At 68.6% G+C, this 12,456-nt stretch carries 8 protein-coding genes; 3 read left to right on the top strand and 5 right to left on the bottom strand.

Annotated elements, in window-relative coordinates; genetic code table 11:
* The 3 genes from Q8O26_RS17815 to Q8O26_RS17825 form a co-directional block, all read right to left on the bottom strand.
* A partial coding sequence (locus Q8O26_RS17815; protein ID WP_305578040.1) for an ABC transporter permease occupies positions 1 to 495 on the bottom strand: 495 nt, incomplete at its 3' end.
* Positions 492 to 1,415, bottom strand: coding sequence for an ABC transporter ATP-binding protein (locus Q8O26_RS17820; RefSeq protein ID WP_305578042.1), 924 nt, complete (start codon positions 1,413 to 1,415; stop codon positions 492 to 494). The genes Q8O26_RS17820 and Q8O26_RS17815, both read right to left, overlap by 4 nt.
* A 201-nt stretch (positions 1,416 to 1,616) precedes the next feature.
* Positions 1,617 to 2,336, bottom strand: coding sequence for a hypothetical protein (locus Q8O26_RS17825; RefSeq protein ID WP_305578044.1), 720 nt, complete (start codon positions 2,334 to 2,336; stop codon positions 1,617 to 1,619).
* A 556-nt stretch (positions 2,337 to 2,892) separates the two neighbouring features.
* Between Q8O26_RS17825 and Q8O26_RS17830 the strand changes: the two genes are divergently transcribed.
* From Q8O26_RS17830 to Q8O26_RS17840, 3 genes are read left to right on the top strand one after another with little or no spacing between them, the layout of a single operon-like run.
* Positions 2,893 to 3,690 carry an ImuA family protein gene (locus tag Q8O26_RS17830; RefSeq protein WP_305578046.1) on the top strand — a complete coding sequence of 266 codons (798 nt, stop codon included), beginning with the start codon at positions 2,893 to 2,895 and terminating at the stop codon, positions 3,688 to 3,690.
* Entirely contained in the window at positions 3,575 to 5,140 is a 1,566-nt protein-coding gene (locus Q8O26_RS17835; RefSeq protein ID WP_371134600.1) for a DNA polymerase Y family protein, read from the top strand. The genes Q8O26_RS17830 and Q8O26_RS17835 overlap by 116 nt, the downstream gene beginning before the upstream one ends.
* 7 nt (positions 5,141 to 5,147) lie before the next feature.
* Complete coding sequence (locus tag Q8O26_RS17840; RefSeq protein WP_305578048.1) at positions 5,148 to 8,525, top strand: error-prone DNA polymerase; 3,378 nt, start codon at positions 5,148 to 5,150, stop codon at positions 8,523 to 8,525.
* Here Q8O26_RS17840 and Q8O26_RS17845 read toward each other — a convergent pair.
* Positions 8,508 to 10,859 (bottom strand): hypothetical protein, encoded by a 2,352-nt coding sequence (locus tag Q8O26_RS17845; protein WP_305578050.1) that lies wholly within the window; start codon positions 10,857 to 10,859, stop codon positions 8,508 to 8,510. The genes Q8O26_RS17840 and Q8O26_RS17845 overlap by 18 nt on opposite strands.
* Positions 10,860 to 11,014: 155 nt before the next feature.
* Positions 11,015 to 12,118 carry a flagellin gene (locus Q8O26_RS17850; RefSeq protein ID WP_305578052.1) on the bottom strand — a complete coding sequence of 368 codons (1,104 nt, stop codon included), beginning with the start codon at positions 12,116 to 12,118 and terminating at the stop codon, positions 11,015 to 11,017.
* Positions 12,119 to 12,456 lie beyond the last annotated feature (338 nt).

The raw sequence follows: 12,456 nt of genomic DNA on the forward strand, positions 1-12,456 counted from the left end.
ACCCATGGGCACGATCATCACCACCGCCAGGGGCAAGGTCCAGCTCTCATACAGCGCCGTCAGCACCAGGAAGGCCAGCATCCACAGCGGGTGCTCGATCCGCAGCGGCACGAACAGGGCTGCCGTGGCGAGGATGATCAGACCGAGGATGACCGATTTCGTCGCGGCCGCGCCGACATAGCCGGCGACGATCTCGAAGGTCGATATCGGCGCCGACAGCACCTCGTAGATCGTCCCGGTGAAGCGCGGGAAATAGATGCCGAAGGAGGCGTTGGAAATGCTCTGGGTCAGGAGCGAGAGCATGATCAGCCCTGGCACGATGAAGGCGCCGTAGGCGATGCCGTCGATGTCCTGCATGCGCGAGCCGATCGCCGCGCCGAACACCACGAAATAGAGCGAGGTGGAGATGACGGGCGAGACGATGCTCTGCCAGAGCGTGCGCCAGGTGCGCGCCATCTCGAACAGGTAGATGGCCTTCATCGCCTGGAGGTTCATCGGTCGCTCACCAGGTTGACGAAGATCTCCTCAAGCGAGCTCTGCCGCGTGTGGAGGTCTTTCAGCCGCAGCCCGGCTTCCGCCAGGGCCTGAAGAAGGGCGGTTATGCCGGTACGGTCGGCCTGCGTGTCGTAGGTATAGACCAGCGCGCCGCCGTCAGGAGCGAGGCTGAGGTTGAAGGGGGCGAGCGCGGCGGGAACCGCGTCGATCCGGTTCTGCAGATCGACGGTCAGTTGCTTCTTGCCGAGCTTCGCCATCAGCGCGGCCTTGTCCTCGACCAGGATGATCTCGCCCTTCGAGATGACGCCGACGCGATCGGCCATCTCCTCGGCCTCCTCGATATAGTGGGTCGTCAGGATGATGGTCGCGCCGCGCTCGCGCAGCCGGCCGACGAGCTGCCACATGTCGCGCCTGAGCTCGACGTCGACCCCGGCCGTGGGTTCGTCGAGAAACAGCACGCTCGGCTCGTGGGAGAGGGCCTTGGCGATCATCACGCGACGTTTCATGCCGCCGGACAGCGTCATGATCTTCGCGTCCTTCTTGTCGAAGAGCGACAGGTCCTTGAGGATCTGCGTGATCAGCCCGGGATCGGGCGGCTTGCCGAACAGGCCGCGGGAGAAGGTCACGGTCGCCCAGACCGATTCGAAAGAATCGGTGGTCAGTTCCTGCGGCACGAGGCCGATCATGCCACGGGCGGCCCGGTAGTCCATCGCGATATCGTGACCGCCGACCGTGACCGTCCCTTCGGTCGGCCGAACGATGCCGCAGATGGTGGAGATCAGCGTCGTCTTGCCCGCTCCGTTCGGTCCCAGAAGCGCGAAAATCTCGCCGCTCCGGATGTCGAGGTCGACATTCCTGAGCGCCTGGAAGCCCGAAGCGTAGCGCTTTGAGAGATTGGCAACCTGAATGATGTCCGTCATGGCCCGGAACATAGAGGCTCGCGGCCCCCGGCGGGAGGGGGAGAGTGGCAGCAGCCTGGACCGGGTTTTCCGGCATTGCGACGGCATGTCCGCAAGGTCGACGCGGCCATCTCCCGCCGGCTAAAATCGGGCGGAAGCGATACCGGCGATGGAACCAGACTTGAAGGCGGGTCCGTCTTCAGCGCCGACCGGCGGCATCGTTCACTTCAGAAGATGCCCGGCGACGACCATGAGCAGGGGAATCGGAAGCGAGGCAATGGCAATTGCGATCAGATAGCGGTCGGGCCTGAACATTCCGCTCATGCCGGCGACGAGGGCAATACCGCCGCCGCCGCCGATCAGCGCATTGCCCGGCATGTTCAACGCGGCGATGAGCGTGAGGTCGCGGTGGTTGACGAGGACGCGCGCGAGCTTGTTCGGTGCGGTCTCCACCAGCGCCTCGACCCGCTCGGGCGGCGACATGGCGCCCAGCCGCTGGACGAGGGCGCTGGCCGGCGTAAGTCCGATGTAATCGAAAAACCTCGCAAGGCTCGCGAGAGGCACGAAACGGCCCGCAGCATAGGAGATGACAAAGGCTGCGATCGTCGCGAAGTAAATCGGCAGTGCGACCGCCGACCCGAAGATGGCGAAGAGCGCGAGGCTGACTTCGATTCCTGGAACGAAGGGCAGCGCCAGCATGACGATGAACAGGATCAGCCCGAGGATCAACACGGTCTGGGCAGTCGTATCCTGCAAGTTCATCGGGTCGAAGCCGAGATATTGCTGCAGCCAGCGGCCGGCGAAATGGCCGAGCACGATGATCAGGGCATAGGCGGAGAGAATGGCACAGATGCGGACCCATCGAACGGGCGGTCGCACTGTATCGGCGCCCTTCGGCTCGGCATGAGCTTGCGGGCGCGTGGCGAGGTCCGGTTCAGTCACAGTCGTCGGCTCCGTACCGATGCATTGGGGGGAGACAGTTGCGGCGCGGACACGGCGAGGACCGGGAAGCGAGCGGGGAGTGGAACCCGATACCGTTCCCTAGATCAAGGTAATTACAGGAAGGAGACAGCCCGGCGTATGCGGCATTTTGCGCACCTCTTCAGCACCGAGGAGCGACCCGGGCGAAAAACGGCGCCGCGGTCAATCGCATCGCCCGGCGGAAATCTAGGACCGCCGTCGTCGGAAGTCCATGCCGCCGCCGCCCTGATCTGAGGCGGCGCAGGACCATGTCGGCACTTTTTTGAACCGGGTGACGGTGGCGCACAAGGATCTGATCGGCCCAGCGAGATGCGCGCGGTGAGCGCAGAGTTCCGCCTGCACCGAGGCCGGCGACGGCCGGTTGCCGCGCCGGCGGCGCCCTGACCGAACCGCCCGGCGCTGCCGGGCGGCGGGCCTGCCTTGCATCGCCGCCGGCTTCCTCGCCGCAGGGTTGAGTCGGAATGCCTTGACTCTCCCGGCCAGACTCCCTCTCATGAAGAACGAAACGGGAACAACTATGACTGCGCGACGCGACGCCCTCGCGGCGCTGAAGGGTACCCTTGCGCGTCTGGAGCGGGGGGCCATGCCTTCGGCGTCGCCGCATTTCTCCCTCGGCCCGACCGGGCTCGACGCCCTGCTCGGCGGCGGGCTCGCCCGCGCAGCCCTGCACGAGGTCTTCGCCGCGAGCCCGGCCCATGGCCCTTCCGCCACCGGCTTCGCCCTCGGCCTGGCGCTGCGGGCGGCGCCGTCAGCGCCGGTGGTCTGGATCCGCCAACGCATGCTCGATCAGGAATTCGGCCGCCCCTACGGCCACGGCATCGCCGCCCTCGGGCTCGATCCGGGCCGGCTTGTCCTCGTCAGGGCGCGGGATGCGGAGGCGGTCCTGAAGGCGACCCACGACGCGGCACGCTGCGGCGCCGTCGGAGTCGTCATCGCCGAGATATGGGGCGCACCCAGGGTCCTCGACCTCACCGCCAGCCGGCGCCTGTCGCTGGCCGCCGCCGAGAGCGGCGTCACCGTCATCGTCACCCGCACCGATGCGGAACCCGCCGCCTCCGCCGCCCTGTCGCGCTGGCAGGTGCGGGCCATGGCCTCCCCGGCAACGGAGGCCGGCCTGCCCGGCCTGCCCGCCTTTCTCGTCACCCTGCTGCGCCACCGGGCCGGCATTCCTCCCCGCGACTGGCCCATGGAGTGGGATCGTGAACACCGCCGTTTCCGCGAGCGGGCGGCGCTACCTCGCCGTCTGGATGCCCTTCCTGGCGACCGAGCGGCTGCGCCGCAAGCTCCCGCCCTGCCCTTCCGGCGCGCCGGATGACCCCCCGCTCGTCCTCACCGAGAAGGTGGCCGGCGCCCTTCTCATCGCCGCTGTCGATGCGCGGGCGCGTTCGCTCGGCCTCTGCCCCGGACAGAAGCTCGCCGATGCCCGCGCCTGCCTGCCCACGCTGGTGGCCATGGAGCACGATCGGGACGCCGACCGGCATTTCCTGGAGCGCCTCGCCGATGCCGCCGACCGCTACACGCCGCTCGTCGCGCTGGAGCCGCCGGAGGGATTCACCCTCGACATCACCGGCTGCGCCCATCTCTTCGGCGGCGAGGCGGCCCTGCACAAGGACCTCCTGCGGCGCCTCGCCGGTGCCGGCCTGACGGCGCGCGCCACCGTCGCCGGCACGCCCGAAGCCGCCTCCGCCCTCGCCCGCTACGCCACCCGCGACAGCGTCCCTCCCGGCGCCGAGGCGGAGGCCGTCGCCTCCCTGCCCGTCATGGCGCTCGGCATCGATCCCGCCGCCGTCCTGGCGCTCACCCGCGCCGGGCTGAAGACGATCGGCGACCTCGGCTGCCGGCCCGGCGACATCCTCGTCGCCCGCTTCGGGGCGTTACTGGCGACGCGGCTGCGAAGGGTCACCGGCCGCGAGGACACGCGCCTGACGCCGCGCCGGGCGGTGGCGACCTGCATGGTCGAACGCCGTTTCGCCGAGCCGGTGGGCCGGCGCGAGGACCTCCTCGGCGCGCTCGGCATGATCCTCGGCACGGCGGGCACCACCATGGAAGAGCGCGGCGAGGGCGGACGGCTGTTCGAGGCGAGCTTCTTCCGCACCGACGGCGTGGTGCGCCGCATCGCGGTGGAGACGGGCGAGGCCACGCGGGACGGGGCGGCCCTCATCCGCCTCTTCGCCGAGAAGATGCACCTTATCGACGACCCGTCCGACCCCGGGTTCGGCTTCGACCTGATCCGGCTCGCCGTGCTGCGCACCGAAGCGCTGGCGCCTCGTCAGGCGCGGCTCGACGGCCGCGGCGAAGCCGACCGGGAGACCGTCGCCCTGATCGACCGGCTGGTCGCCCGCTTCGGGCGCGACAGCGTGGTGCGCCTCGTCGACCGCCACTCCCACATTCCAGAACGGGCCGAGGCCATGCGCCCCGCCATCGCCGTCGGCGCGACGGCGGCCTGGCCAGTCATGCGCGCTGCCCGGCCTCTGACCCGTCCGCTCCAACTCTTCGACCCGCCGCAGCCCATCGAGACCCTCGCCGAGGTGCCGGACGGGCCGCCGGCCACCTTCCACTGGCGCCGCACCACCCACCAGATCGCCCGCGCCGAAGGCCCCGAGCGCATCGCCACCGAATGGTGGCGCGACGGCGAGAGCGCCCTGACGCGTGACTATTACTGCCTCGAGGACCGCGAGGGCCGCCGCTTCTGGGTCTTCCGCCAGGGCCTCTACGGCACCGAGACGACCGCGCCGCGCTGGTTCGTCCACGGGCTCTTCGCCTGAGGGGCCCATGACTTATTCAGAACCAGCCGCTTCAGAACTGGCCTATGCAGAGCTCGCCACCCACTCGAATTTCTCCTTCCTGCGCGGCGCCTCCCATGCGCGCGACCTGGTGCTGACGGCCCTCGCCCTGGGCCATTCCGGCATCGGCATCGCCGACCGCAACACGGTGGCCGGCGTCGTGCGCGCCCATGCCTTCCTGAAGGAGATCAGGACCGACGGCCTCATTCCCCCGGACAAGGTCAAGGAGGGCTCCTCCCCTGGCGAATTCGTCTGGATCGACATGCCCCAGGCCGTCACCCTCGGCTTCACGCAAGCGGCGTTCAGGGCAGCGGCAGAGCGCTTCCGGCTTGCCGTCGGCACCCGCTTCGTCTTCTGCGACGGCGCGCCCGAGGTGATCGCCTACCCGGCCAACCGGCGCGGCTGGGGCCGGCTCTGCCGGCTTCTGACCACCGGCAACCTGCGCGGCGGAAAGGGCGACTGCCGCCTCAGCCTCGACGATCTCCTTGCCGATACCCGCGACCTCCTGCTGATCCTGATGCCGGGCGAGGACGATGCAGCCCTGGCGCCGCCGCTTCGCGCCCTCGCCGAGGCCGCGCCCGGCCAGCTCTGGCTCGGCGCCACCATGGGGCGCAACGGCGAGGACCGCCGCCGCCTCTTCCGCCTCAAGGCCCTGGCCGGCGCAGCCGGCGTGCCGCTCGTCGCGGTCAACGACGTGCTCTACCACGACCCCGCCCAGCGCGACCTGCAGGACGTGCTCACCTGCATCCGCGAGGGCGTCACCATCGAGGAGGCCGGCTTCCGCCTCGCCGCCAATGCCGAGCGCCACCTGAAGCCGGGGCACGAGATGGCACGGCTCTTCCGCGATTGCCCGGAGGCCGTCGCCGAGACGCAGCACCTGCTGTCGCGCATGGATTTCTCGCTGGCCGAGCTGAAATACGAATATCCGGAAGAGCCCGTGCCGCCCGGCTGGACGCCGCAGGGCTGGCTCGAGAAGATCACCTGGGAGCGCGCCGTCCACCGCTATGGCGGCGAGGTGCCGGCGAAAGTCGAGAAGCTCCTCGCCGAGGAACTCGCCCTCATCGCCAGCCTCGACTACGCCCGCTACTTCCTCACCATCGTCGACATCGTCCGCGTCGCCGAGGACAAGGGCATCCTCTGCCAGGGCCGCGGCTCCGCCGCCAATTCCGCCGTCTGCTACGTGCTCGGCATCACCGCGGTGGACCCCAACGACCATGACCTGCTCTTCGCCCGCTTCATCTCGTCGGAACGGCGCGAGCCGCCGGACATCGACGTCGATTTCGAGCATGAGCGCCGCGAGGAGGTCATTCAGCACATCTATGCGCGCTACGGGCGCGAGCGCGCCGGCATCGCCGCCACCGTCATCAGCTACAGGCCGCGCAGCGCCATCCGCGAGGTCGGCAAGGCCCTCGGCCTCACCGAGGACGTCACCGGCCGCCTCGCCGGCATGGTCTGGGGCTCATGGGGCACCGCCATCGGCGACCACTATGTCCGCGAGGCCGGGCTCGATCCCGCCAATCCGCTGATCCGCCGCGCCGTCGGCCTCGCCGAGCGCCTCATCGGCTTTCCGCGCCACCTCTCCCAGCATGTCGGCGGCTTCGTCCTCACCGGCGCAAGGCTCGACGAGACCGTGCCCATCGGCCCCGCCGCCATGGCCGACCGCACCTTCATCGAATGGGACAAGGACGACATCGACGCGCTCGGCCTGATGAAGGTCGATGTCCTTGCACTGGGCATGCTCACCTGCATCCGCAAGGCCTTCGCCCTGCTGCGCGAGACCGGCGGGCCGGACCTCGACCTCTTCAACGTGCCGCCCGACGACCGCGAGGTCTACGACATGCTGTGTCGCGGCGATTCCATCGGGGTCTTCCAGGTCGAGAGCCGGGCGCAGATCAACATGCTGCCGCGCCTCAAGCCGCGCAATCTCTACGACCTCGTCATCCAGGTCGCCATCGTCCGCCCGGGACCGATCGAGGGCGACATGGTCCACCCCTACCTGAAACGGCGGGCCGGGCTCGAACCCGTCGTCTATCCCTCGCCGGCGCCGGGCCATGGCGCGCCCGACGAGCTCTACCAGGTGCTGAACAAGACCTGCGGCGTGCCGCTCTTCCAGGAACAGGCCATGCGCCTCGCCATGGTGGCGGCGAAGTTCACCGCCGACGAGGCCAACGGCCTGCGCCGCGCCATGGCGACCTTCCGCAATGTCGGCACGATCGGCCGGTTCGAGACGCTGATGACGGGCCGCATGGTGGCGCGCGGCTATGATCCCGCCTTCGCCCAGCGCTGCTTCGACCAGATCAAGGGCTTCGGCAGCTACGGCTTTCCCGAAAGCCATGCGGCCTCCTTCGCCAAGCTCGTCTACATCTCGTCCTGGATCAAATGCCACCACCCCGCGATCTTCGCCTGCGCCCTCCTGAACGCCCAGCCCATGGGCTTCTACGCGCCGGCCCAGATCGTCCGCGACGCGCGCGAGCACGACGTCGAGGTCCGCGCCGTCGACGTCAATGCCAGCCTCTGGGACAACAGCCTCGAACTTGGCCGGGACGGCCATGCCCTGCGCCTCGGCTTCCGCCAGCTGGACGGTTTCCACGAGGCCTGGGCCGCAAGGCTGGTCGCGGTGCGCGTCCGCCCCTTCGTCGACATCGAGGACCTCGCCCGCCGCTGCGTCCTTCCCGTTCGGGCGCTCCACATCCTCGCCGATGCCGACGCCTTCCGCTCCATCGGCCTCGACCGGCGCGAGGCGCTCTGGGCGGTGCGGCGCCTGCCGGACGACCGGCCGCTGCCGCTCTTCGCCGCCGCCGACGCCCGCGAACTCGGCGTGGAAGCCGATGCGCGGCTTCCCGCCATGCCGCTGTCGGAACACGTCGTCGCCGACTACCAGACGGCGCGGCTGTCGTTGAAGGCCCATCCCGTGCAGTTCCTGCGCGAGCGTTTCCGCTCCGAGGGCATCGTCACCTGCGCCGAGATCGCGGCCGGCCGCAACGGCGCCCGCGCCCGTGTCGCCGGCGTCGTCCTCATCCGCCAGCGGCCGGGCAAGGGGAACGCCATCTTCATCACGCTGGAGGACGAGACCGGCATCACCAATGTCGTGCTCTGGGCCCGCCACATGGAACGCTTCCGCCGCGCCGTCATGGGAGCGCGGCTGCTGGTGGTCGACGGCCTCGTACAGCGGAGCCCGGAAGGCGTCGTCCACCTGATGGCCGGGGACATCGCCGACCGCACCGCCGATCTGCAATTGCTCTCTGATGACCCGATGCGGACGAGCCTCGCCCGTGCCGACGAGGTGGCGAGGCCGCAATATCCGCGTGGCGGCGGACGCCACCCGCGCGATGTCAGGATCCTGCCGAAGTCACGCGACTTCCACTGACCGCGCCGGCGCACTGCCTGTCGCCGGGACGTCGAAGCTTCTCGGGGCCTCGCCGCGGCGCCAGATGTCGACCATCGTCTCGTAGGCGAGGCCGAGATGGGCGGCGAAGCGGTCGGGAGCGAAGAGCGGCACGGTCTGGCGGGTCCGCAGCAGCGTCTCGCGCAGGACCTGCGCCGTGCCCGGATCGTTGCCGAGGGCGATGGCCTTGGCCTTGTACTCGTCGAAGCTGGTGGCGATGAGCTGCTCCATGCCCGCCGCCCTGAGGATGCTCCCTGAGACGCGCGAGACGAAGCTTCGACCCGACAGGGCCAGCAGCGGCGCGCCCATCCAAAGGGCATCGCTCGCCGTCGTGTGCGAGCCGACCGGATAGGTGTCGAGGGCGAGATCGACCAGATTGTAGCGCGCCAGGTGATATTCATTGTCCATCACCGGCCCGAAGACCAGCCGCGTCGGGTCGACACCATGAGCCTCCGCGCGCGCGCGGAGGCGCTCGCCGATCGCCGGGTCCTTCGACAGCAGCCACAGCACCGCCCCGGGCACGCCCTTCAGGATGTCCATCCAGACGGCGAAGAGCGTGCCGCCGACCTTGTAGATATGGTTGAACGAGGCGAAGACGAAGCCCGTCTCCGGCAGCCCCACCATCTCGCGTGTCGGCGCCTCCACGACCTCGCGATTGCGCCGGTTCGGCTGGTAGCAGTCCGGGAGCCGCGCCACCGCTTCAGAATAGCCGCCCTCGGTCTCCGCCGGGATAATGAAGGGGTCGGCGATGATGTAGTCGGCCTCGGCCAGCCCGTAGGTGCCGGGATAGCCGAGCCAGTTCACCTGGATCGGCGCCGCGCGGTATTTCAGGAGGCTGAGCCGCGAGCCCCCCGTGTAGCCCTTCAGATCGACCAGGACATGGATGCCGTCGCGGCGGATCAGGCTGGCCGTCTCGGTTTCCGTGAGCATCGTCACGTCCTCGAAGCGGTCGACGGCGGCCTTCAGGCGGACGCGCTCGGCATCCTCGGCATGGGCGTCGTAGGAATAGGCGACGACCTCGAAGCGATGGCGGTCGGTGCATTCCAGCGCTTCGGTCAGCAGCTTCAGCGTCGCGTGATTGTGGAAATCGTTCGAATAGTAACCGATCCGCAGGCGTTCGCCCCGCGCCGGCGGCACCGGCAGCGGCACGTCCAGCGGCTCGGTCGGTCCCGGCAGGGTGCGCCCGCGCCGTTCCGAGGCGATCCGCTGGATCGCCGGGTCGTCGGTCATCGCCAGCACCATGAAGGGCGATAGCCCCGCCTTGACGATGGTCTCCCCGAGCGGTTCCAGCGAGGCGAGGATCTCGTCGGCGAGATCCATCTCCACCACATGCGACGCCGCATGGGCGATCGTCGACAGGAGGGCGCTGTGTTCGGGCAGGCGGTCGCGTACGATACGGCCGAGATCGACGACCTGCTGGTGGGCGCTGGCGTCAAAGAGGAGGTCGATCAGCCGCGTCAGCACGTCCAGTCTCGCGCCGGTGGCGGCAGCGAGAGACGCCTGAGCCTGGGCCGCGCCCAGTTTGTCCTCGGACGCCATCAGCGCCATGATCTTGAACATGGAAGCCCAGCGGTCGTCGGGAATGAGGGCAAGCGCGACATCCGCCCCGGCCACGGCCTCGCGGTTCCGGCCCGCCTGGACATGCTGCCCGACCTCGTAGAGGTGAATCAGGGCGCTCAGATCCTCGAGCCGCATGCCGAGCACGAAAGCGGCCTCGTTCGCCACACTTGAGCTGTGGAAGACCGGGCCGAGCGGCAGCCAGACATGGGCCTCCGCATCGCTTGCGAGAGCCTTCTGCGCCTGCAGCAGGGCCCCGTCGAAATCCCCCCGCGCCATGGCGATCATCATGCTCACCGCATCGATCTTCGGATGGCTGGTCAGACGCGACAGATGGGCGATGATCGTCTCGGCGCTCTCGTTGTTGCCGGCACGGGCCATGCACCAGGCGAAGCTGAGAAAGGCGTCGGCACGGCTGGAATCGGCCTTCGCCAGCGACAGCCAGAGCTGGCTGGCGGTCATCAGGTCGCCGCGGGCGAGATGCGCCGCCGCCACCGCATCCACCATATCCGGATCGCTGCTGCCGCTGTGGCGGGCGATGAAGTCCGACGCCTGGTCCAGCGCCGCGAGCCCCCGGTCGAGGAGTTCGCGGTGGGCGGCGATCCCGGGTTGGGCGAGGCCGAGTTGACGGGCGATACGCACCGCGATCGAGGCTTCGCCGCGGGTCAGCGCCGCCTCGGCGGACCGCGTGGCATAGTCCACCGCATGACCAATCGTCCGCTCGTCGAGGGGACGACTCCATTCGAGGGCTCTGGCCATCATGATCTCCACAGACGGGCGCTGCGGGCCGCGCGCAGCGGGCCCACCGAATCCGCACTCTTCGCGAAGATGGTTAATGCGGCTCTAACGCCGCGCCCGAAACGAGAAAGGGCGACCCGGAGGCCGCCCTTTCGAAGCGTGGAGATGCTGGACGATCAGCGGAGGAACTGGAGGACCTGCTGGTCGCCCTGCGAGGCGAAGGACAGGGCCGAGGTGGCGAGCTGGGCGCGGGTGTTGAGCGCGAGCAAGTTGGCACCTTCCTCGTTCTGGTCGGCGAGGGTGAGGTTGTCCGCACCGCCGCGCAGCGTGTTGATCATCGACTTGGTGAAGTCCTGGCGATTCTGCACCACCGAGAGGTTCGAACCGAAGGCCGAGGACTGCGACCGCAGCGAGCTCATCGCCGAAGACAGCGTGCCGAGGATCGCATCGAGGCTGGTATCGGTGTCAGCCACGGACGCGGCCTGAACGTCGATCCCCAGATTGGTCGAGTTGATCGGCTCACCGTTCTTCGACTGGATGGTGATCGAGGACGAGCCGGTCTCGTTGAAGGTGATGGCGAGCGCGTCGCCGCGCAGCAGGTTGATGCCGTTGAAGGAGGCGTCTTCCGCGGTGCGGTCGAGCTGCTGGCGCAGGTCGTTGAACTGCTTGACCAGGTCGGCGCGAACCGTGTTGCCGCCGATCGTGCCACCGGTGCCGGTGGTCGCGACGGCCGTGTCGGCGACGGTCAGCTCCGACGTCGACAGATTCTCGATGCGCAGCTTGCCATTGTCGTTCGAGGCGCGAACCTTGGACGTCAGCGACGAATTGCCGTTGATCGCCGCGACGACATCGTCGACCGAGGCATTGGCCGTCACCGCCACCGTGACGGCGGTGGTGCCGACGGCGCCGCCGGTGAAGACGATGTCACCCGTGCCGGCAGTTGCGGTGAAAGCGTAGCTCTCGCCCTTCCAGGACTTGTCCTGGCGGGCCTGGCGGATCGACGACTGCAGCGACTCTACCGTCTTCGTGATCGACTTGAGGCCGTTGTCGGCGGCTTCCAGGGTCTTGATGCCGTTGGACATGCCGTCCAGCAGCGAACCGAGATCGTTACCGCGGGCATTGAGGGCAGAAGCGGTGAAGAAATTCGTCGGATTGTCGAGGGCAGAATTGACCTTCTTGCCCGAAGCGAGGCGACCCTGGATGGTTTCGCGCAGGGACGAAATGTTCTGGAGCGCGAGGAGGTTCGAGCGAACGCCGCGCGAGATGGTGATGTCAGACATGGATACTGCCCTCTCCTAGGGACCCCTGGTTCTGAGGGGTGGTCGATACGCAACCTCCACATCCTGGGAGGGCCTTCAGTTCTCGAAGACGGGATTACGTTGCACCAACATCGTTAACAAAGCGCATACGTGGCAGAAGTTTTTACCATGTCTCGACACCCCCCGTTATCCTTGACCGAACCTTGCGGCCTCCCCCGCCGCTTTGGAGCGCGCCGTTGGGCCCCAAACGAGAAAGGGCGGCCCGGAGGCCGCCCTTTCGAAGCGTGGAGATGCTGGACGATCAGCGGAGGAACTGGAGGACCTGCTGGTCGCCCTGCGAGGCGAAGGACAGGGCCGAG

Origin of the sequence: Phreatobacter sp. (assembly GCF_030691135.1) — a bacterium.
Taxonomy (GTDB): domain Bacteria; phylum Pseudomonadota; class Alphaproteobacteria; order Rhizobiales; family Phreatobacteraceae; genus Phreatobacter.

What these genes read in the sequence shown, in the direction of transcription:
- Q8O26_RS17850 (WP_305578052.1), bottom strand. Translation starts at nt 12,118, where the DNA reads ATGTCTGACATCACCATCTCGCGCGGCGTTCGCTCGAACCTCCTCGCG.
- Q8O26_RS17830 (WP_305578046.1), top strand. Translation starts at nt 2,893, where the DNA reads ATGACTGCGCGACGCGACGCCCTCGCGGCGCTGAAGGGTACCCTTGCG.
- Q8O26_RS17840 (WP_305578048.1), top strand. Translation starts at nt 5,148, where the DNA reads ATGACTTATTCAGAACCAGCCGCTTCAGAACTGGCCTATGCAGAGCTC.
- Q8O26_RS17845 (WP_305578050.1), bottom strand. Translation starts at nt 10,859, where the DNA reads ATGGCCAGAGCCCTCGAATGGAGTCGTCCCCTCGACGAGCGGACGATT.
- Q8O26_RS17820 (WP_305578042.1), bottom strand. Translation starts at nt 1,415, where the DNA reads ATGACGGACATCATTCAGGTTGCCAATCTCTCAAAGCGCTACGCTTCG.